At 73.8% G+C, this 22197-nt stretch carries 12 protein-coding genes and 1 pseudogene; 9 read left to right on the forward strand and 4 right to left on the reverse strand.

Features of this window, described 5'->3' with window-relative positions; genetic code table 11:
• The first annotated feature begins 38 nt into the window (after positions 1-38).
• From ACZ4M3_RS02610 to ACZ4M3_RS02620, 3 genes are all read left to right on the forward strand, one after another.
• The gene (locus ACZ4M3_RS02610; RefSeq protein ID WP_467729453.1) at positions 39-944 is read left to right on the forward strand and encodes an aldo/keto reductase; all 906 of its coding nucleotides are present in this window, start codon (positions 39-41) and stop codon (positions 942-944) included.
• Between the two features lie 212 nt (positions 945-1156).
• The gene (locus ACZ4M3_RS02615) at positions 1157-1870 is read left to right on the forward strand and encodes a TetR/AcrR family transcriptional regulator (RefSeq protein ID WP_467729455.1); all 714 of its coding nucleotides are present in this window, start codon (positions 1157-1159) and stop codon (positions 1868-1870) included.
• The gene (locus ACZ4M3_RS02620) at positions 1870-3045 is read left to right on the forward strand and encodes an FAD-dependent oxidoreductase (RefSeq protein ID WP_467729457.1); all 1176 of its coding nucleotides are present in this window, start codon (positions 1870-1872) and stop codon (positions 3043-3045) included. The genes ACZ4M3_RS02615 and ACZ4M3_RS02620 overlap by 1 nt, the downstream gene beginning before the upstream one ends.
• Positions 3046-3126: 81 nt before the next feature.
• Here the strand turns inward: ACZ4M3_RS02620 and ACZ4M3_RS02625 are convergent.
• Positions 3127-3462: pseudogene (locus ACZ4M3_RS02625) on the reverse strand (hypothetical protein); the annotation flags it as partial.
• 731 nt (positions 3463-4193) lie between these two features.
• Here ACZ4M3_RS02625 and ACZ4M3_RS02630 point away from each other — a divergent pair.
• On the forward strand, positions 4194-4850 hold the full coding sequence (locus ACZ4M3_RS02630) for a class I SAM-dependent methyltransferase (RefSeq protein ID WP_467729459.1): 657 nt from the start codon (positions 4194-4196) through the stop codon (positions 4848-4850).
• Here ACZ4M3_RS02630 and ACZ4M3_RS02635 read toward each other — a convergent pair.
• The 3 genes from ACZ4M3_RS02635 to ACZ4M3_RS02645 form a co-directional block, all read right to left on the reverse strand.
• Positions 4820-5317: a hypothetical protein gene (locus ACZ4M3_RS02635; protein ID WP_467729461.1), complete on the reverse strand. Its 498-nt coding sequence runs from the start codon at positions 5315-5317 to the stop codon at positions 4820-4822. The two genes, ACZ4M3_RS02630 and ACZ4M3_RS02635, sit on opposite strands and share 31 nt — an antisense overlap.
• Positions 5314-6594 carry a molybdopterin-dependent oxidoreductase gene (locus ACZ4M3_RS02640; protein WP_467730114.1) on the reverse strand — a complete coding sequence of 427 codons (1281 nt, stop codon included), beginning with the start codon at positions 6592-6594 and terminating at the stop codon, positions 5314-5316. The genes ACZ4M3_RS02635 and ACZ4M3_RS02640 overlap by 4 nt, the downstream gene beginning before the upstream one ends.
• Positions 6595-6704: 110 nt before the next feature.
• Positions 6705-7709 carry a polysaccharide deacetylase family protein gene (locus tag ACZ4M3_RS02645; RefSeq protein WP_467729463.1) on the reverse strand — a complete coding sequence of 335 codons (1005 nt, stop codon included), beginning with the start codon at positions 7707-7709 and terminating at the stop codon, positions 6705-6707.
• A 201-nt stretch (positions 7710-7910) separates the two neighbouring features.
• On the opposite strand from ACZ4M3_RS02645, the gene ACZ4M3_RS02650 reads away from it, so the two are divergent.
• The 5 genes from ACZ4M3_RS02650 to ACZ4M3_RS02670 all read left to right on the forward strand — a co-directional run bounded on the left by ACZ4M3_RS02650 (position 7911) and on the right by ACZ4M3_RS02670 (position 22142).
• Positions 7911-9533 carry a putative glycoside hydrolase gene (locus ACZ4M3_RS02650; RefSeq protein WP_467729465.1) on the forward strand — a complete coding sequence of 541 codons (1623 nt, stop codon included), beginning with the start codon at positions 7911-7913 and terminating at the stop codon, positions 9531-9533.
• 237 nt (positions 9534-9770) lie between these two features.
• The gene (locus ACZ4M3_RS02655) at positions 9771-17204 is read left to right on the forward strand and encodes an amino acid adenylation domain-containing protein (protein WP_467729467.1); all 7434 of its coding nucleotides are present in this window, start codon (positions 9771-9773) and stop codon (positions 17202-17204) included.
• Positions 17205-17315: 111 nt separating this feature from the next.
• On the forward strand, positions 17316-18896 hold the full coding sequence (locus tag ACZ4M3_RS02660; RefSeq protein ID WP_467729469.1) for a lyase family protein: 1581 nt from the start codon (positions 17316-17318) through the stop codon (positions 18894-18896).
• The gene (locus ACZ4M3_RS02665) at positions 18862-19872 is read left to right on the forward strand and encodes a GHMP family kinase ATP-binding protein (protein ID WP_467729471.1); all 1011 of its coding nucleotides are present in this window, start codon (positions 18862-18864) and stop codon (positions 19870-19872) included. Before ACZ4M3_RS02660 ends, ACZ4M3_RS02665 begins: the two co-directional genes overlap by 35 nt.
• Positions 19873-19874: 2 nt before the next feature.
• The gene (locus ACZ4M3_RS02670; protein WP_467729473.1) at positions 19875-22142 is read left to right on the forward strand and encodes a pyridoxal-phosphate dependent enzyme; all 2268 of its coding nucleotides are present in this window, start codon (positions 19875-19877) and stop codon (positions 22140-22142) included.
• Positions 22143-22197 lie beyond the last annotated feature (55 nt).

A 22197-nucleotide genomic window follows, 5' to 3' on the forward strand; every position in this document is an offset into this window, starting at 1 on the left:
CAATGGCGGCCCAGCCTACCGTCGCAGATCATCCCGACATGACCTCACAGACGATCACCGCGGCGGCATCGGGCACCTTCGAGCTCGGCGACCTGACGGTCAACCGGGTCGGGTTCGGCGCTATGCGCCTGCCGCAGTACGGCGAGGCGTTCGCGGCCGATGCCGTCCCACGCGACCGTGACCAGGCGATCGGTGTGCTGCGCCGCGCGGTCGAGCTCGGTGTGAACCACATCGACACCGCCGCGTTCTACTTTTCGCCACTGCGCTCCGCCAACGAGCTGATCAACCGGGCACTGGCCCCCTACCCGGCCGACCTCGTCATCACCACCAAGGTCGGACCGGGCCGCGATCCCGCAGGTCGCTGGCTGCCGCACGCGACCCCGGAGCAGCTGCGCGGCCAGGTCGAGGACAACCTGCGCCAGCTCGGCCGCGACCACCTCGACGTGGTGAACCTGCGCATCGTCGGCACCGATTCCATCGCCGAACGCTTCGGGGCACTTGCCGACCTGCGCCGGGCCGGGCTCATCCGTCACCTGGGCCTGTCCAACGTCCGCCCCCACCACCTCGCCGAGGCCCGGGCGATCGCACCGGTGGTCTGCGTCCAGAACATGTACGGCATCGGCGCATCGCCCGAGCAGCGGGAGTTCCTGGACCTCTGCGGTGAACAGCGCATCGCGTTCGTGCCGTTCTACTCGATCGCCGGCACCGGACGCGAAGGCGGCGCGACCACTGACGACAGCAGCGAAGTGCACGCCATCGCACGCGCCCACGGGGTGAGCACAGCCCAGATCCGGCTCGCGTGGACGCTGCACCAGGGCTCGCACGTCCTGGCCATCCCCGGCACCGGCGACCCCGACCACCTCGCCCAGAACGTGGCCGCCGGCAGCCTGCGCCTTTCCGGAGGCGAGCTCACCGCCCTGGACTCCCACCACGGCACCGGCTGAAGAAGGCGGCCCACGGCCACGAGACTCCGTACCAGGCCAGGGCCCGGTCACAGACCGTGCTCCCGGCGACTCGGGGCAGGCCCCATGCACCCCCATGCAGGTCGTCACCCACCGGTTGCCCGCCGGACGCACCTGAGAGGGCCCGTGACCTGGAACGACCATGGTCGCTACGACCATGGACGGACCGACCGTGGTCGTGCTAGCTTGCGGTCATGAGCGCGACGGACCCCACCTCGAAATCCCGCAGTCGCCGGGAGCGCCCGGCCAAGCCGGCCCTCACCCGGCAGGGCATCACCGACGCCGCCCTGGAGATCCTGAAGGAGGAGGGTCTGGAGAAGGTGACGATGCGGCGGGTCGCCTCCGCCCTCGACTCCGGGCACGCGTCGCTGTACGTCTACGTCCGCGACACCGAAGACCTGCACGCCCAGATCCTCGACGCCCTCCTGGGCGAGCTGCACCCGGCCGCGGGCGCCGACGGCCCCTGGCGCGATCGTCTGAAGCAGCTGCTCACCGGTTACCGGGACCTGCTGGGGCGCTACCCGGGCATCGCCCGGATGGCGCTGTCCACGCAGCCCAGCGGCCCGAACTACCTCGCCCTGGTCGAAGAGGTCCTCGCGCTGCTCCACGAGGGCGGTGTTCCGGACGGCACCGCGGCCTGGGGCGTCGACCTGCTCCTGCTCTTCCCGACCGCGATCGCCGCGGAGCGCAGCAACCCCAGGGCCGCCGCGCGGAAGGACCAGGCGCTCTCCGACCTGGGCGTGCAGCTGGTGAACACCAGCGCGGAGCAGTTCCCGCACATCGCCCGGCTCGGCGCCGTACTCGTATCGGGCAGCGGCCCGGCGCGCTCCGACTGGGCCTTCGACGTTCTGCTCGACGGCATCCTCGCCGCCGGCCCTCCGTCCATCGAAACGCAGGGAGAATCCTGATGTCCCGACCGACCATCGCGATCGTGGGCGCCGGCCTGTCCGGTCTCGCACTGGCCCGCATCCTGCAGAACCACGGCATCGCGTCCACCGTCTACGAGTCCGACACCACGCGCGACGCCCGGCGCCAGGGCGGCTCGCTCGACATCCACGAGGACTCCGGCCAGATCGCCCTGCACGCCGCCGGCCTCTACGAGGAGTTCCGCCGCCACACCCACCCCCAGGGCGAGCACATACGGATCCTGGACAAGACCGGGCGCGTCCACATCGACGGCGGACCCGAGGGCGGCGAAGGCGGCCGCCCCGAGATCGACCGCCACCGGCTGCGCGACCTGCTCATCGACTCCCTCGAACCGGGCCGCATCGCCTGGGGCCGCAAGGCCACCACCGTACGCGGCCTCGCCGACGGCCGGCACGAGGTGACCTTCGCCGACGGCAGCAGCACCACGGCCGACCTCCTCGTCGGCGCGGACGGCACCTGGTCCAAGGTCCGGCCCCTGCTCTCGCCCGCCACTCCGGCCTACTCCGGCATCACGCACCTCGAAATCCACCTGCACGACGCCGCGATCCGCCACCCCCGCCTGGCCGCCCTGGTCGGCACCGGCATGATCTTCGCGCTCGCCGACAACAAGGGCATGCTCGGCCACGGCGGGCGGCACATCGAACTCGGGGTCTCCCTGCGCGTGCCGCAGGACTGGCTGGCGGCCACCAGCGGCATCGACTGGTCCGACCCGGACGCGGCCCGTGCCGGACTCCTCGCGCACTTCGCGGACTGGGCACCCGAGTTGACCGACCTCATCCGGCACTGCGACGACACCATCACCCCGCGGCAGATCTTCGCCCTGCCCGTCGGCCACCGCTGGCAGCACGTCCCCGGCGTGACGCTCCTGGGCGACGCCGCCCACGTCATGCCCCCGTACGCGGGCGAAGGTGCCAACCTCGCCCTCCTCGACGCCGCCGAACTCGCCCGCGCCCTGGTCGAACACGGCGAGGACACCGAGGGGGCGCTCATCCGGTACGAGAACGCGATGTTCCCCCGCGCCCAGGCGTCGGCCGAGATGTCCGCCGAAGGGCTCGACGCCTGTTTCAACACCGAAGCGCCCCGTCAGATCGCCGCCATGTTCGCGCACCGCGGCTTCGCCGCCCCGGCCACCGAAGAAGCCGCGGTCGTTCGGTAGGGCTCCGGGCAGGCCGTCGGCGGCGTCCCACGGGAAGTGGACGCCGAGCCAGATCCGGCTGTCGGCCTCCTCTCTGGCAGCGGCGCTGAAGTTGGTGAAGTGGCGGGTCTTGACCAGGGCCTGCGGTTCGCCGGGGGTGAGGTCGAAGGAGATGCTGTCGCTGCCGAAGTACCGCTTCATGACGCCGGCCCAGGCGGCCCCGAAGGAGGCGTGGCCGGAGACGTACACGGGGCAGCACGGGCTGACGTTGACCCCCGCCGGGTTCTCGAACAGCGGCTTCCACTGGGGATCCGGGCCGCACTCGCGGAGGGCGGAGACGGGCCGCCACAGGTCGATCCGGGGGGGCGAACTCCGCGTCGCGGACCGCGATGCCGGTGTCGGCGAGGGCGAGGGAGACGGGGGCGGAGAGCCGGGCATTGGGGTAGACGCCGAGGCCGCGGGCCTTGGACACCTCGCGGGTGGTCTGGAGCACCTGCCCCGGGGGCTTGCAGGTGCCGTTGTTGTTGGCCCAGAACCAGGCGGCGGCCGGCTGGTCCGGGGTCCGGTCGAGCACGGGGATGGCGGCCGTCGGCCTGGCGCTTGTACTCGTCGCTCGCCAGGAGGTTCTCGTACGTGCCGTACTGCGGTCAGGGTGGTCGGGCGGAACTGCGCGCCCGGGGTGAGGGCGAACGGTTTGACCTGGCCCAGGACGGGTTGATCGCGTCGCTGTCCTCGTCGCAGGAGGGGTCGGCCATGTCGGGGTAGCTGGTCGCCCGCCAAGCGACGGGCTTGTGGTCGCCGGTGTAGACCTACGGGTTGGCGGAGCCGTCGCCGTTACGGGCATCGGTCATCTGCTTGACCATCGTGCCGACGACGGAGACGTCGACGATGTCGCCGGCGGTGGGCTCCGTCCCGAACCGCTCCCGGAACCGGTCGTCCAGGTAGGAGGTCTGGTCGGGTCACGGACGTGTTGGTCACCCCGATGGGTGGCGGCGCGATCATGGCCCGCGCCGCAGGTTCCGTTCTTGTGAAAAGCGGCAGCCGGCGCGTAACGGCCGGTCCCGCCCACCACGACGGCGAGAAGCGGACCCTGCGCGCGCTGGGGGCCGTCCGGGGGAATCCGCGGTGCGGAACGCACCGCCGGGACGGTGCGCGGCGAACCATGGGGCATGACCGCTCACGAACACCTGGCCTGGAGCAGCGGCTTCTACGCGCGGGCACTGCGGACCCCGCGGCACGCGCTGTCGTTGTGCGACGGGGAGGGCTGGTGCCTGGCTCTGGAGCCGGAGCGGTGGTACGCCCGGGCGGACGAGGCCGACCGGACGGTGCTCGGCCGGTGCACCGGCCGGGTGCTGGACATCGGGTGCGGCGCCGGCCGGCTGGTCGAGGCGTTGACGGGGCGGGGCAGCCACGTCCTCGGCATCGACGTCTGTCCCTTCGCCGTGATCACGACGGTGTGCCGGGGCGGCTCCGCGATGAGCCGGTCCGTGTTCGAGCCGCTCCCTGACGAGGGCCGGTGGGGGACGGCGCTGCTGATCGACGGGAACATCGGCATCGGCGGCGACCCCCGGCGGCTGCTCCGCCGGGTCCGGGACCTCGTGCGCCAGGAGGGCCTGCTCCTGGTGGAGACCGCCGCCGCCGATGTGGACGAACGCCGGCGCGTCCGCATCCATGCGGGGCACCAGCCCGTGAGCGGCGTCTTCCCGTGGGCGGTGGTCGGCGCCGCCGCGCTGCGCCGGCACGCCACCTCGTCGGGCTGGACGGAGGTCGAACGGTGGACCACGGCCCGGGGCCGTCACTTCGCCGCTCTGCGTGCCCGTCGCTGAGCCCGGCTCCCGTGCCGGGTCCGTACGATCAAGGCGATCGCCGAGGCGGCGAACAGCCCGGCGGTGATCAGCAGCCACCGGGCCAGGAAGCCGTCGGCGGGGAGGGCGGTCGCGGCGGTGTAGTGCCCCACCTGTTGGAGGATCAGCGGCCACCAGACGAGCAGCAGGACACCGGAGACGAACGCCGGTACCCGGACGTAGTTCACGCTCGCCCGCGGCCCGGTCCGCCCGTCATCGGGCCACCGGCTGAACAGGGCCTGCATCGCGCGGTCGGTCACCGAGTACAGGGGGAGCAGCACCAGGTCGTGCAGGAGGGCCGCGCCGACGAACCACACGGCCACGCCGACGGTGTCCCCCTCGAACAGGCGCAGGCCGGCGTAGACCGCGAGGGCGAACGAGGCCAGGACGAGGACCAGGTGCAGCGGGGAGGCGCCGTAGCGGCGGCGGAAGGCGGCCGGGGCCCTCATGCCGGCTCGCCGAAGGCCGGTTCCCCGAAGGTCAGCCGGGTGACCCACTTGGTGTTGTGTACCCCGGGTGCCCCCGGGACGATGATCCGCGCCGGATGGCCGTGGTCGGCGGAGAGGGGCGCCCCGTTGACCCGGACGGCCAGCAGCGAGCGGCTGTCGCGGACCTGGTTGTCGCGCAGCACGGCCGAACTGAACGAGCCGCCGCGCTGCACCGATTCCACCAGCACCCGAGGGGTGCGCACGCCGAGCCCGACCAGGGCGGCCAGCTCGGTGAGCCGGACCCCGCTCCACCGCTGGTCGGGCGTCGACCAGCCTTCCACGCAGGCGATCGGCAGGGCCGACTCGTGCTGCGGCATGGCCAGCAGCTGCTGGTACGTCAGGTCCACCTGCCGTCCGGCGCCCCGTACGGTCAGCCGCCAGGCAGGACCGATGTCGCTGGGCCGGATGCCGACCGAGGCGGCGGTCTTGTTGATCTGGAAGCCGTTCGGGCCCTGGCCCGGGTCCCGGCCGTGCGGTGCCAGCAGCGCGGTCCGGCGCCACCACCCGCCGATGCTCTGCCCCGCCGTGACCGCCAGCAGGGCCACCGACCCGAGACCGACCACGGCCACGGCGCCCCGGCGCGAGATGGTCGGTGCCGCCGGCCGCGGCGACACCAGCCCGGCGGCCTCCTCGGAACCCGCCGCGGGCTCGCCCTGGCGGCGCCTGACGGCGCGCAGCGCCCGGGACAGCCGGAACGACACGTGGACCACGAAGGCGCCGATGAACACCCACGCCCCGTAGAAGTGCAGCGTGTAGAACGACCCGGGGAAGATGTAGTGCAGCTGTACGTTGAGGATTCCGGTGACGAACTCGAAGCCGGCGCCGCCGACCAGCAGGAGCAGCGACACCCGGTCCAGGGCGTGGCCCGCCGAGCGGATGGGCGGCCATTCGAACAGCTTCGGAATGACCGACCACAGTTTCGCCAGCAGTACCGGAACCAGCACGATGCCCAGCGTCACGTGGACGCCCTGGGTCAGCCGGTAGAGCCAGTACGGGGAGGTCGGCCAGGAGAACAGGTAGAAGCCGAGCCACCCCTTGTCGGGAGTCTCGTCGTTGACCGCCGCCAGATCCGGGTTGTACGCCGCGTACGACAGCAGGCCGGTCACGAACAGCACGGTGATCCCGCACAGCAGGACCAGCCCGAACACCGCGGTGAGCCACGGACCCCGCAGGGGGCTGCGCCAGAACCCCGGACGCGCCGGCCCCGGGGGAGGCCCCGCGGCCCCGGCGGATCTCACGAGCGCGCGTACCCGCGCCACCGGCCCCGGCCGCGCCTTCTCGGCGGCGGCCGCCTTGTCGGGTGTACCTCTCACCGAGCACCTCCGGATCACTGGTCCGCCCGCACCCGTCAGTACGGCCGGGCCTGCTTCGCGAAGGCCGGTGACAGTTCGTTGCGCGAGGCACTCGGGAAGGCGACGGTGTTCGGGTCGCCGTCAGAGACGTAACGGTTCTTCCCGGCGGCGAGCTTGTCCAGCCAGCGCGACGAACCGAACTCGGCGTCCTCGTCCTTGGGCCCCGCCGAGCGGATCCGGGGGATCGCGCCGGGGGTGAACGCCTTGGCGAACGGCGACACCGAGGGGTTGGCCCCGACGAGGTACACCCCGTCGTAGCGGTAGCCCGTTCCCCGCACCGCGATCGACTCAGGCTGCGGCATGGCGCCGAAGGGCAGGGCGAGCGAGGTGACCTTCGTCCCGGGCGCGGCCTTCTCGATCGCCTGCTGGCCGGCGTAGATCGCCCGCGTGGCCCCGGCCCGGTCCAGGGAGCGCAGGTTCTCGTGCCGGTCGGTGTGGTTGGCGACCTCGTGCCCGTGCGCCTTCAACCAGGTCAGGGCCTTGGCGGAGCCCGTGGCCGAGAAGGCGTCCGCGTTGACGAAGAAGGTCGCCACCGGCTTGAACGCGGGGTGTTTCTTGGCCGTCTCCGCCAGGATGGCGACGGCGGTGTCCGGGGCCGGGGTGCCGTCCGGGCCGAGGCGCACCTGGCTGTTGGTCGAGTCGTCGAAGGTGAGGACCACCGGGTGGGTGCCGGCCGGGATGTCGATGCGGCCCGTCTGGAAGTCCCGGGCGGTCACCGGTACGTAGTCCTCCCGGGCGAGCCGTTCCAGCTCGGCCCGGAAATCGGCCGGGGTGCGGTCGTAGACACTGGCCGGCCTCTCGGTGAGCTGGTGGTACATCAGCACCGGCACCTGGCCGAGTTCATTGGCGCCGACTTCCGCCGGGGCCTTCGCGGCGACGGCCGCCGCCCGGGGGGCGGCGGCACGGCGTTCCCCGGCGGCCGGTGACGGCCCGGTGGAACAGCCGGAGACGAGCAGGGCGGCGCCGGCCAGGGCGCCGAGCGGGATGAGCGGGTGGCGCATGGGAAGCCCCTCCAAGGCGGACGTGTCGCGCCATACCTACCTGCGAGAGGAGTCCGCATACCGCACTGTCCCCTGGGTGGCGTAGCCGCCACGCCGGGACCGGACGCCGCCGTTCGTATGAAATACGGGCAGAAAGGGACGACCGGCACACCGTGCGGCAATGAATGGAGGCAGCATCCGGCCCACGGCACGAAGGACGTCATGATGTCGCCCATACGCATATCGAACCCGCTCCCCTCCCTGCGCCGCCCGGCCCGTAAGGGCGCCCTCATAGCGACGACCGGGGCGCTCGCGCTGGCCGGAGCGGGAGTCGGAGCCTGGACGTTCCTCGCCCCGGGTCCGGCCATCCAGGGCCTGGGCGACGGCGCCGTCCTCGACGGGCGCAAGGCCGCGCAGGTCAGCGCCTACCTCGCCGCCGACGAGGCCGGCGGCAGGGAGAACCTGCACGCCACCCTGGACGGCAGGGCGGTCCCCGTCACCGCCGAGGGCGCCCGCCTGAAACTGGCCCTCACGCACCTCAAGGAGGGCCGGCACACGCTGGTGGTGGAGGGCGACAGCAGTCTCCCCTTCGCCTCGTACCGCAAGACCGTCGGCTTCAGTGTGGACGCCACCGCCCCCGAGCTGAAGGTGGCCGACCCCCAGATCAAGAACCCCGCCGCCCCCGTGACCATCACCGGCAACGCCTCCACGGACGCCGAGGTGACCGTCAACGGCAAGAAGATCCCCGTCGACAAGGCCGGCGCCTTCACGATCACGGTGCCGAAGGGCACCCCCCTCGTCACGGTCACCGCGGTGGACCGCGCCGGGAACACCACCACCAAGAACGTGTCCGCCCGGGGACGCCGCCCCTTGATCCGGGCCGCGCACATCACCGCCATCGGCTGGGGCGACGACACGCTGCGCGGCGGCATCCTGGCCCTGGTCCGCAGCGGCAAGCTCAACGCGGTCGAGCTGGACGTCAAGGACGAGGACGGCGAGGTCGGGTACGCGTCCCAGGTGCCGCTGGCCCGCCGGATCGGCGCGGCCAAGGGCTACTACGACGCCCGCAAGGCGATCAACGAGATCCACGCCGCGGGCGCCCAGGTCATCGGCCGCATCGTGGCCTTCCGCGATCCCAAGCTCGCCGCGGCCTCCTGGAAGTCCGGCCAGCGCGACCAGCTCGTGCTGACCCCGGGCGGACAGCCCTACGACGGCGGCCACTACGGCGCCCTGTCCTTCACCAACTTCGCCAATCCGGCGGTCCGCAAGTACAACCAGGACCTCGCCGTCGAAGCGGCCCGGCTCGGCTTCGACGACATCCTCTACGACTACGTGCGCCGCCCGGACGGGCCGCTGACCCACATGCGCTTCCCCGGCATCGGCAGCGCCACGCCCGAGCAGGCCATCACCTCGTTCGTCGCCGACACCCGGACCGCGCTGCGTCCGCACGCCAAGTACCTCGGCGTCTCGGTCTTCGGGATCGCCGCCACCCGGCCCACCGAGATCGCCCAGGACATCGGGGCCCTGGTCAAGGTCACCGACTACATCGCACCGATGGTGTACCCGTCCCACTGGGGGCCCGGGGAGTACGGCGTCGCGCAGCCCGACACCTCCCCGTACGCGATCGTGCAGCGCTCGCTCGCCGACTTCGCCCGCCAGGCGAAGGGCACGCAGACCGAGATCGTCCCCTGGCTCCAGGACTTCTCGATGGGCAGCACCTACGGGCCGGCCGAGGTGGCCGAGCAGATCAAGGCCGCGGCGGACAACAAGATGAACTCCTTCATCCTGTGGAACGCCGGTGCCCGCTACCAGGGCGCCGCGCTCCAGCAGATCGCCGCACACTGACGGGGCCGGCCGCCCGGACCCGGGCGGCCCTCGGCCGAGTGGGGAGGCGGGGCTCCGGCCCCGCCTCCCCACCGCCGTTCCCGGGACCGGCCTCCCCCCTGGAAGGGGGCCTGTCCCGGGAAACCGGGACCGGCGAAACGGGACTTATCGCGGCGGCGGGCCGTCCATACGGTGGAGGTGCAAGCAAGCGGAGTCAGCGCCGCGCGTCCGCAGCGGCGTGCGGCCGAGGGAGTTGTCTTGGCCACTCAGGATCCGACCGGCCGGCCCACCGAGCCGTCGGTCAGCGTGTTCCGTGCATCGCGCGCCCAGCAGCGGATGTATTTCCTCCACGAGATGGAGGAGGGCAGGCCGACCTACCACATGCCGGTGTTCTACGCCCTCGACGGCGAGGTGGACGCCGATCTCCTGCGCCGATGCGCCCAGCGGCTGCTGGACCGGCACGAAGCCCTGCGCACCCGCTTCGAGCTGCGCGACGGGCAGTTGCTCCAGTGCGTCGACGCCACCGCGCGCCTCGACTGGTCGACGGGCACGGCCCGCACGCCCGAGGAGATCGCGCGGTGGCTCTCCGCCGAGCACCACCGGCCCTTCGACCTGCGCACCGGCCCGCTCTTCCGGGCCGCGGTGCTGCACACCCGGGAGGCCGCCGGGCAGGACGGCACCGGCGCCGTACTCGCCCTGGGCATGCACCACATCGTCGGCGACGGCTGGTCGTCCGCCATCCTGATCCGCGAACTCCTCACCGACTACGCCGCCCTCACCGAGTCCCCCGGCGCGGACCCGCTGCCGGAGCCCGGCTTCCAGTACGCCGACTTCTCCGAGTGGCAGGAGGAGTGGCTGCACACCGGGGCCGCACGGCAGCAGCTCGCCCACTGGGCCCGGCAGCTGGACGGCGAACTCCCCGTCGCACCGCTGCCCCGCGACCGGCGGCCCGCGGCGGCCGGCGACCCGCAGCGCGGGGCCGCCGCCACGTACGAGTTCGAGGTCCCCGCCCCCGTCCAGGCCCGGATGCAGACGCTCTGCCGCGCCACCGGCAGTACCCCGTACACGGCCATGCTCGCCGCCTTCCAGGTGGCCTTGAGCCGCTACACCGGCACCGAGGACGTACTGGTCGCAACCCCCGTGGCCAACCGGAACCGCGCGGAGTTCCAGGACACCGTCGGACTGTTCGTCAACACCCTCGTCCTGCGCGCGGACCTCAGCGACGACCCCGCCTTCCGCCAGCACCTGGAGCGGGTACGGGACACGGTCCTGGACGCGCAGGACCACCAGGACCTCCCCTTCGAGCGGATCGTCGAGCAGGTGGGCCCCGAGCGCACCGGCCACGGCCCGCCCCTGTTCGACGTCATGTTCGGCTTCCACGACGAAGGCGGGATGACCGAGGGGCTGCCCGGACCGCGCGCCCGGCTGCTCGAAGGGCCGCCCGGCACCGCCAAGTTCGACCTCACCTTCGACGTCGTGCGCACGGGTACCGCACTGCGCTGCCGGCTGGAGTACCGAGCCGACCTGTTCGAGGCCGCCACCATCGAGCAGTTCGCCCGCCACTACACCCGGCTCCTGGACGCGGCCACGCAACGCCCCGGTGAGCGCGTCAGCCGGCTCCCCATGCTCTCCGCCCGCGAACAAGCCGGCCTCACCTCCCCGCTGCCGGGCCGCCCCGGCGACGTCAGCGTCCGGTGCGCGCACGAACGCTTCGCCGAGCACGCCGCCCGCACCCCGGACGCCGTGGCCCTCGTCCACGGCTCCACCCGGCTCACCTACGGCGAACTGGACCGGCGGGCCAACCAGGTCGCGCACCGGCTGATCAGGCAAGGCGTCGGCCCCGACACCCTGGTCGGGCTCTGCGTCCGCCGCTCCGCCGACCTCGTCACCGGCCTGCTCGGCATCCTCAAGGCGGGCGGCGCCTACCTGCCGCTCGACCCCGACAACCCGTCCGAGCGGTTGCGCTACATCATCGGCGACGCCCGGCTCGGCCACGTCGTCGGCACCACCGACACCCGGCCGCTGTGGGAGTCGCCCTCGCTGCACACCGTCGACCTCGCCGCCGACGCCGCCGAACTCGCCACCGAACCGGAGACCGCCCCGGCCGTCACGGTCACCCCCGACCAGCTCGCGTACGCCATCTACACCTCGGGCTCGACCGGCCGGCCCAAGGGCACCCTCGTACCCCACCGCAACATCACCCGGCTGTTCTCCGCGACCGACCACTGGTTCGGCTTCGGCCCCGACGACGTGTGGACGCTGTTCCACTCCATCGCCTTCGACTTCTCCGTCTGGGAGCTGTGGGGCGCCCTCCTGTACGGCGGCCGGCTCGTCGTGGTGCCGTACGCCACCAGCCGCTCGCCCGAGGAGTTCCACCGGCTGCTGCGCGACGAGCGGGTCACGGTCCTCAACCAGACCCCCTCGGCCTTCTACCAGCTGGCCCGCGCCGACGAGGAGTACGAGGAGCGGCGGACCGCCGGCGATGCGGGACTCGCGCTGCGCCACGTCGTGTTCGGGGGCGAAGCGCTGGACGTCAGCGCGCTCGCCGGCTGGTTCCGGCGCCACGGCGACAGCCGCCCGCGCCTGGTCAACATGTACGGGATCACCGAGACGACCGTGCACGTCACCTACCGGCCGCTCACCGCCCGCGACGCGGCCGAGGGCCGGGGCAGCGTCATCGGCGTGCCCATCCCCGACCTGCGCCTGCACCTCCTGGACCGGCGCGGCCGCGCCGTGCCGCGCGGCGCCGTCGGCGAGCTGTTCGTCGCGGGCGCCGGTCTGGCCCGCGGCTACCTGCACCGCCCGGCGCTCACCGCGGAGCGCTTCCCCGCCGACGGCACGGCGACCGGTACGGACACCGCGGAGGCCGACGGCGCCACCGGCTCCGCCGCCGCCGGCGCGGGGCAGCGGCTGTACCGCACCGGCGACCTCGCCAGGGTGTTGCCCGACGGCGACCTCGAATACCTCGGCCGGATCGACGGCCAGGTCAAACTGCGCGGGTTCCGCATCGAACTCGGCGAGGTCGAGGCGGCCCTCACCGGCCACCCGCTCATCGAAGCCGCGGTCGCACTCGTCACCCGGGACGCGGCCGGCACCGACACCCTGGTCGGCTACCTGGCCGTACCGGGTACGCAGGGGAGCCCCACCGGCCCCACCGTGGAGGCCCTGCGCGCCCACCTCGCCGAACGCCTGCCCGCCTATATGATCCCCGGCGCCTTCGTCACGCTGCCCGCCTTCCCGCTCACCGCCAACGGAAAGGTCGACCGGCGCAAGCTCCCCGCACCCGGCACCGCCGGCCTGGCACCGGCCCGGCCGTACGAGCCGCCGCGCGGCCCCGTCGAGACGGCGCTCGCCGAGATCCTCGGGCAGGTGCTGGGCCACGAGCGGGTCGGCGCCGAGGACAACTACTTCTCCCTGGGCGGGGACTCCATCCGTTCCCTCCAGGTGCTGGCCCGCGCCCGGGAACGCGGCATGCGCTTCGCGGTCGTCGACCTGATGCGCCACCAGACGGTCCGCGCCCTCGCGCCCACCGTGGTCGTGGCGGACGACGCGGCCGCGGCCGGCCCGGCGCACCCGCGGGCCCCGTACGAGCCGTTCTCGCTGGTCGCCGACCGCGACCGGGCCGCGCTCCCGGACGGGCTGGAGGACGCCTACCCCATGACCCGGCTCCAGGCCGGCATGCTGTTCCACAGCGACCTGCCCGCCGCCGGCGGCCGGATGTACCACAACGTCGCGTCCTACCACGTCAAGGCCCCCTACTCGGAGACCGCCTGGCGACGCGCCGTGGCCACCGTCGCCGCCCGGCACGAGATGCTCCGTACCTCCTTCGACCTCAACGGCTTCGGCGAGCCCCTGCAACTCGTCCACCGCGGGGCCCGGCCCGAGATCACCTTCGAGGACCTCGGCGGGCTGGACCCGCAGGCCCGGGAGACGGCGATCGCGGCCCGCTACGCGGCGGAACGCGACCGCCCCTTCGCCTGGGACAGCGCCCCGCTGATGCGCTTCCACGTCCAGCGGCGCTCGGACGAGGACTTCCAGCTCCTCATCGCCGAGCACCACGCCGTCATGGACGGCTGGAGCGAGCGGTCGCTGTTCACCGAACTCAGCACCTGCTACGTGGAGCTCTGCGCGGCAGAACACACCGACGGGACCGGCGGCCCCGGCGACTTCGGCATCGCCGAACGCCCGGCGCCGGCCGCCGGCGGCCCCCGGTCGCGCTTCGCCTCGTTCGTCGCGCTGGAGCGGGCGGCCCTGGCCGACCCGGCCCAGCGGGCCTTCTGGACCGCGCAGACGGCCGGCGCCACCGTCGCCCGGCTGCCCCGGCCCGAGGCCCGCGGTGGCCCGGCCCGGATGGACTGGTGCCTGCGGCCGCTGCCGGCCGGACTCCAGGAGCGGCTGGCCGCCGTCGCGGCCGAACTGGGCGTACCGCTGCGCACCCTCCTGCTCGCCGCCCACGTGCGCGTCATGGCCCTGCTCGGCGGCAGCGCCGACGTGACCACCGGGGTCGTGCACAACGGCCGCCCCGAGGAGGCCGACGCGGACAAGGTGATCGGGGCCTTCCTGAACACCCTGCCGCTGCGGGTCGACCTGGACGCGGCCGGGCAGACCTGGCGCGGACTCGTCCGGCACATCGCGGAGCTGGAGGTGGCCGTGCACGAGCACCGCCGGTTCCCGCTCGCGGAGATCCTGCGCACGACCGGCGGCACCCCGCTCTTCGAGACCTTCTTCAACTTCACGCACTTCCACATCGAGCGCGACGGGCCCGGCGCCGCCGCGTTCGCCGTCCTGGAAGAGACCGGTGAGGCCAGTACGGACTTCGCCTTCGGGGCCGAGTTCTCCCGCACCCCCGGCGGCGAGCTCCTGGAACTGGGCCTGCGCTTCGACGCGGCGCAGTTCTCCGCCGCACAGGTCGCCGCCGTCCACGGCTACTACACCGCCGCCCTCCAGGACCTGGCGGACACCCCGGACGGCGACGCCCGCGGCCGCGGACTGCTGTCCGCGGCCGAACGGGACCGCTACGCGCGGTGGAACGACACCGGCCGGAGCTACGACCGGCCGCACGTCCTGACCCGGCTGATCGAGGAGCAGACCCGCGCGACCCCCGACGCGCCGGCCGTCCGCTTCGAGGGCGACCAGCTGAGCTACCGGGCCCTGGACGAGGCCGCCGAGCGGCTCGCCGGCCGGCTGCGGGCGGCCGGGGCCGGGCCGGGCTCCTTCGTCGGACTGCTGCTGGACCGGTCCCTGGACCTGCCGGTCGCCCTGCTGGCGGTACTGAAGTCCGGTGCGGCGTACGTGCCGCTGGACCCGGAACACCCGCGGGCGCGGGTCCTGGCGCTGGTCGCCGAGGCGGGGATCGGCGCGGTGGTGGCCGACGGCCGCTGGGAGGCGCCGCTGCGCACGGCCGGAGCCACCGTCGTCCGCCCGGACGGCAGCGACGGCAGCGGCGGCAGCGACGGCGACTGCCTCCCCGCCGGGCCCGTACGGCACGCCGCGCCCGAGGATCCGGCGTACATGATCTTCACCTCGGGCTCGACCGGCAAGCCCAAGGGCGTCGTGGTCTCGCACCGGGCGATCGCCAACCGGCTGCTGTGGATGCAGGAGGAGTACGCCCTGCGGCCGGGGGAACGGGTGGTGCACAAGACCCCGCACACCTTCGACGTCTCGGTGTGGGAGCTGTTCTGGCCGCTGCTGACCGGCGCCACCATCGTCGTCGCCCGCCCGGGGGGCCACCGCGAACCGGCCTACCTGGCCGAGCTGCTGCGCGCCGAGTCCGTCACCACGGCCCACTTCGTGCCCTCGATGCTGAGCGTGTTCCTCGACGACCCGGAGGCCGTCGCGGGAGCCGCCGGGCTCACCCGGGTGGTGTGCAGCGGGGAGGCCCTGCCGGTCGACGTGCAGAACCGGTTCCTGCGCCTGCTTCCCGGCGTGGAGCTGCACAACCTGTACGGACCGACGGAGGCCGCCGTCGACGTCACCTCCTGGCACTGCCGTCCCGACGGCGGGGACACGGTCCCCATCGGCCGGCCGATCGCGAACATGCGCACGCACATCCTGGACTCCCGGCTCGCCGAAGTCCCGCTGGGAGTGACGGGCGAACTCTTCCTGGAGGGGGTCGGCTTGGCCGAGGGCTACCACGGCCGCCCCGACCTCACCGCGGAACGCTTCATCGGGCACACCGCACCCGACGGGACCGTCCGCCGCCTCTACCGCACCGGTGACCTGGCCCGGTACCGGGCGGACGGCGCCATCGAGTACGCGGGCCGCACCGACCACCAGGTGAAGATCCGCGGACTGCGGGTGGAGCCGGGCGAGATCGAAGCCGTCCTGGCCGAACACCCGGCGGTGCGCGGCTGCGCCGTACTGGCGCGCGGTGACCGGCTCGTGGCCTACGTGGTCTCCCCGGACGGCGCCGCGGACCCGGCGCACCTGGCCCGGCACGCCGCCGACCGGCTGCCGCAGTACATGGTCCCCGGCGCCTGGGTCCGGCTCGACTCGCTGCCGCTGACCGCCAACGGCAAGCTCGACCGGGCCGCACTGCCCGATCCGGACCCGGCCGGAGCCCGCGGCGGGAGACCGCCGGCGCCGCCCCGCGACGAGATCGAGTCACGCCTCGTCGGCATCTGGGAACCGCTCCTCGACGCCGGCCCGGTCGGTATCCACGACGACTTCTTCGCCGCCGGCGGGCACTCCATCGTCGCCCTGCGGCTCATCGGGCGGATCAACCGGGAGTTCGGCGAACGCCTCGGGGTGCAGGCCGTCATGGAGCACCCGACGGTGGCCCGGCAGGCCGCACTGCTGCGGGACCGGCACCGGGGCGCTACGACGGACCCGGTGGTCCGCATCCAGCCCGACGGGGAGCGCGACCCGCTCTTCCTCGTGCACCCGATCGGCGGCCACGTCTTCTGCTACCGCGCGCTCGCCGGCGCCCTGGGCCGGGAACGGCCCGTCTACGGACTGACGGCGCCGGGGCTCGCCCCCACCGCCCCCACCGCCGCCGACGCCGAGGCGGCCCCGGCCACGGCGGACGGCGCCGGGACGGCCTCGGTGGAGGAACTCGCCGCCGCCCAGGTGGCCTCCCTGCGCCGGATCCGCCCCACCGGGCCCTACCACCTGGCCGGCTGGTCCTTCGGCGGACTGCTCGCCTACGAGATGGCCGCCCAACTGCGGGCGGCGGGAGCCGAGGTGGCCACCCTCACCCTCCTGGACACCGCCTACCCCGAGCCGGACCGGGTGCCCGACGACGAGTGCGCCCTCCTGGAGTGGTTCCACGAGGACCTGGCCCGCTCCGCCGGCACCGACCCGGGGGAGGAAGCGCGGGCGGCCCTGCGCACCGCACTGTCGGCGCAGCCGACCGCCGCCGGCCGGATCGGGGCGCTCGCCGGGCAGGTGGCGCGCAGCGGCATCGCGCCCGGCGTGGAAACGGCCGAACTGGCCCGCTACTACGCGGTCTTCCGGACCGGCCTGCTGGCCGCCGCCCGGTACGAGCCTCCGGTGGGCCGGGGCCCCGTCCACTTCCACCAGAGCGCCACCGGCGCCGCCGACCGCGCCGCCGAGCGGTGGGCCGCCCGGGTTCCGGACGGCTTCACGGCGTACGAGGCCCCGACCGACCACTACGGGATGATGCGCCTCCCGCACGCCGCCGTCATCGCGGAGGCCCTCCGCGCCGCGCTCGACGCGGCCGACACCCGTTAGACCGCGCGTCCCACCCCCCCCTTCCGACCGCCGCCCGCGGTGCACCCGCGGGCGGCCCTCCCGCCGTGCCCCGACCGCACCGCACCGCACCAGACCAGAACGGAACACCACGTGACGAGCGAAGTCCCGGGACCCACCGCCGCGCTCAGCGGCCGCATCCGCAGCGGCCCGAGCGAACTGCTGCACGACGAGGTGCTCGACCCGCAGTTCAGGTTCGAATCCCGCCACCTGCTGCACCACTACGTCGCCATCGAGAAGACCCTCACCGCCGAGTACGCCCGGATGGACCTGGTCACCACCGACGAGGCCCGGGACATCGCGGCCCGGCTGGACGGGGTGGGAGCCGGCACCCTCACCGCCGAACCCGGCGCCAACATGTCGGACATCGCCTTCGCCCTCGAACGCCACGTGGAGGCCGGACTGCCCCGCCCGGTCGTCCGCTGGCACGTGGACCGCAGCCGCAACGACCTCCAGTCCTGCGCCCAGGTGATGTACGGACGCGACCAGCTCAGCCGGTTCGCCGAGGCCCTGCTGGAACTCAGCGCGGTGACCGCACAGCTGGCGGAAGCCACCTGTGAACTGCCGATGCCCGGCTACACGCACTTCCAGGCCGCGCAGGTCATCACCCCCGGCTTCTACCTGGCCGCGGTCGCCGAACACCTCCTGCACACCCAGCGCCGACTGGTGCAGACGTACGACGGCATCGACGCCTGCCCACTGGGCGCCGGCGCCATGGCCGGGCAGGAACTGCCCTGGGACCGCGACCGGATGGCCCGGCTGCTCGGCTTCTCCCGGCCGCAGCCGCACGCCCTGACCGCGGTCGCCTCGCGCCGCTGGAGCGCCGAACTCACCGCGGAACTCAGCCTCCTCGGCACCGCGCTCAGCCGCTTCACCACCGACCTGCTCACCTGGGGCAGCAGCGAATACGGCTTCATCGAGCTGCCCGACGAACTGTCCGGCATCTCCTCCGCCATGCCGCAGAAGAAGAACTACCCGGTGCTGGAACGCATCCGGGGGCGCACCGCGCACCTGGCCGCCTTCCACCTCGACGTGCTGCTCGGCCAGCGCAACACCCCCTTCTGCAATCTGGTCGAGGTCTCCAAGGAGGCCGGCACCCATCTGCTGAACGCCTTCGACTCGGCGCACGGCACCGTCCGCCTGCTCACCGAGGTGCTGCGCCGGCTGTCCTTCCGCCCCGACGCGATGCGCGCCGGGTGCGAGCGCGAGTTCCTCGGCGGTTTCAGCCTGGCCAACTCCCTCACCCTGACCGAGCAGGTGCCCTGGCGCACCGCGCAGGTGATCGCCGGCAAGTACATCGTGCTCGCCGCGGCGGCCGGCGCCGCCCCCGCACCGGGGGAACCCGGCCTGCTGGCCGAGGCCGCCGCCGCCCACGGCGTCGTCCTCGCCACCCCGAAGGCCCTGCTCGCCGCCGCCTTCGACGTGGACCTCGGGCTGGAACGCATGGTCTCGGCCGGCTCCGCCCGCCCCGCCTCCGTACGCGAACTGCTGGAGGCCCAGCAGGACGAGCTGGAGCTGCTGCGCGCCGACTGGGCGCGGCGGGCCCGCGCCGTGCGCGCCGGAGCCGAGGAGCGGGACCGGGCGCTGTACGGAGCGGCCCCGGCGCAGGACCGCACGACCGGAACGGAGGAGGGCAGCGATGCTGTCGGCAACGACGTACAGTCCGGGCACTGAACCCGGCCCGCCCGCACCCGCCGTCGGCCACGCCTTCGGCACGTTCGGCGAACTGCTCCAAGGCGCGCTGCCCGAGCCCGACGGGGACTTCCTGGTCACCTTCCCACTGGCCCGCTGGGCCACCGCCACCTTCCACCACCGGCCCGGACAGCGCGGCGTGCGCGTCCACCCCGCCCACAAGGGCAAGTCCCGGCGCGTCGCCGAGGTGGTCCTCGCCTCGCTCGGCGTCGAGGGCGGCGGTCTGCTGGAGATCGGCGGCGGACTGCCCGAGGGCAAGGGGCTGGCCAGTTCCTCCGCCGACCTGGTGGCCACCGTGCGGGCCGTCGGGGCCGCCTTCGGGCGCTCCTTCGGCCCGGACCGCACCGAGGCGTTCCTGCGCGGCATCGAACCGGCCGACGGGGTGATGTACGACGAGATCGTCGCCTTCCACCACCGTGAGGTGCGGCTGCGCCGCCGGCTCGGAGTCCTGCCGCCGCTCGCCGTCGTCGCCCATGACGAGGGCGGACAGGTCGACACGGTCGCCCACAACCTCCGGGCCCGGACGATCGGCCCGGACGAACGGCAGGAGTACGCCCGGCTGCTGGACCGGCTCGCCGCCGCGATCGCCGCCGCGGACCTGCCCGAGGTCGGCGCCGTCGCCACCCGCAGCGCCGAGATGAACGCCGCCCGGCGGCCCCGCTCCGGCTTCCGCGACCTGCGTGCCGTGTGCCGCGAGGTCGACGGCCTCGGGCTGGTGCTCGCCCACAGCGGCACCATGCTCGGCGTCCTCCTGGACGCGGCCGACCCGGAGCTGTCCGCGAAGACCGACCGGATCCGGACCGCCTGCGCCCCGCTCGGCGGGGAGGTGTCCGTACACCGCTCGCTCGGCGCCGGCGACCGCTGGACCCCGGCCCCCGGCGAGCCCGCGGCGGAACCGCCCGCCACGCCCGCGGCGGGCACCACCGCTCCCGACCGACTTCCCGAGCTGGAGACCTGACCATGCTGTACGACACCATCACCGACGCGATAGGCCGGACCCCGCTGGTCCGGCTCCGCCTGGGCGAGGCACGCGGGGTGCAGGTCTACGCCAAGCTGGAACTGCAGAACCTGTTCGCCATGAAGGACCGCGTCGCCCGCAACATCCTCTTCGAGGCCCGCCGGCTCGGCGTCCTCGCCCCCGGAGCCCCCGTCATCGAGAGCTCCTCCGGCACCATGGCCCTCGGCGTGGCACTGGTCGGCCGGGCGCTCGGCCACGAGGTGCACATCGTCACCGACCCCCGCATCGACCCCGTCACCCTCGCCAAACTGCGCGCCCTGGGCTGCCGGGTGCACGTCGTCGAGGCGATGACCAGCCACGGCTGGCAGAGCGCCCGCCTGGAACGGCTCGCCGAGCTGATGCGCGAACTGCCGGGCGCCTTCTGGCCCCAGCAGTACACCAACCCCGACAACCCCGGCGCCTACCGCGGGCTGGCCGCCGAACTCATCGAGGACCTGGGCGAGTTCCACGTCCTGGCCGGGGCGGTCGGCAGCGGCGGTTCGCTGTGCGGTACGGCCCGCGCGGTCAAGGAGACCCTGCCCGGACTGCGGGTGGTCGGCGTCGACTGCGTCGGCAGCGCCCTCTTCGGCCAGCCCGACGTACCCCAGCGGCTGCAGAGCGGACTGGGCAACAGCCTGCTGCCGGCCAACCTCGACCGCCCGCTCGTGGACGAGGTGCACTGGCTCAACGACCACGAGGCCTTCGCGGCCGCCTGGGACCTGGCCCGCGAGCAGCAGATCTTCGGCGGCAACACCTCCGGGTCCGTCTACCGGGTGCTGGGCGACCTCGCGGAGCGGGCCGAGCCGGGCACCCGTATCGTTGGCATCCTGCCCGACCGCGGCGACCGCTACGCCGACACCGTGTACGACGAAGCGCACTGGGCCGCCCACGCCCTGCGGGAGGTGCCGCGCGCCACCCGGCCGGCCGCCGTCCCCGCCGGGGCGACCGCGCACACCTGGTCGCGCCGGGAGTACGAGGCGCCCGCCGGGATCCGGCGCCACCTGCTGTTCGTGGAGTCCAACACCACCGGCACCGGCATGCTGGCCCTGGACCTGGCCCGGGAGACCGGCTGCGTACCGGTCCTGCTGACCGGGGACCCCGACCGCTACCGGGGGCTCGACGCCACCGGCGCCGAGGTGGTGCGCTGCGACACCAACTCGGCGGTCGCGCTGCGCACGGCGGTCCAGGAGCGCTTCCGCCGCGAGGAGATCGCCGGCGTCACCACCACCAGCGACTTCTACGTACCGGCCGTGGCGGCCCTGGCCCGCTGGCTCGGCCTGCCCGGCAACCCGGAGCGGGCGATGGCCGTCTGCCGCGACAAGTCCGCCCTGCGCGCCGCGCTGGACACCGCCGGTGTGCGCCAGCCGAGGTACGCGATCGTCCGGGACCCGGCGCAGACCGCCGACGCCGTGGCCCGCACCGGACTGCCCTGCGTGGTCAAGCCCGCCGACGACTCCGGCTCCACCGGCGTCCTGCTCTGCGCCGACGAAGCCGCCGCCGCCGCCCAGGCCGCCCGGCTCCTCGCCGTCACCACCAACGTCCGCGGCATGCCGACCGCGGGCACCGTCCTGGTCGAGGAGTACCTCGACGGGCCGGAGTACAGCGTGGAGATGTTCACCTGGGACGGGCGCACCGAGTGCGTCGGCATCACGGCCAAGTCCGTCACGGGCGGCCCGCACTTCGTGGAGCACCGCCACCTGTTCCCCGCGCCGCTCCCGGCCGGGGTGGCGCAGCAGATCACCGAGACCGTGACCGCGGCACTCGAAGCGGCCGGCGTCCGCCTCGGCGCCACCCACACCGAGGTCAAACTGACCCCCGAAGGGCCGGCGGTCATCGAGATCAACCCCCGGCTGGCCGGCGGCATGATCCCCGAACTGGTCCGGCTCGCCACCGGAGTACGGCTGCTGGAACAGCAGCTGCGGGTGGCCGTCGGACTGCCGCCCGAGCTGAAACCCGCGTACGAGGGCCACGCGGGCATCCAGTTCCTGCTCGCCGACGCCGACGGGGTCCTGGAGGCCGTCGAAGGCACCGCGGCGGCGGCCCGGACCGAGGGCGTCGAGGCCGTCACGGTCACCGCCGCCCCCGGCACCCCCGTACGGCGCGCGCAGCACGCCGGCGACCGGCTCGGGTACCTCATCGCCCGGGACGCCGAGCCGCACCGGGTCACCGAGGCCCTGGACGCGGCCCGGAGCCTGGTGCGCCTGTCCGTGGGCCCCGCGCCCCGTCCGTAGAAGGCGGCCGGCCCGCCCCCGCAGTTCCCCCTCCCTTCCGAAACCCGCACACCTT

It is taken from the genome of Streptomyces sp. NPDC026522 (genome assembly GCF_055567555.1).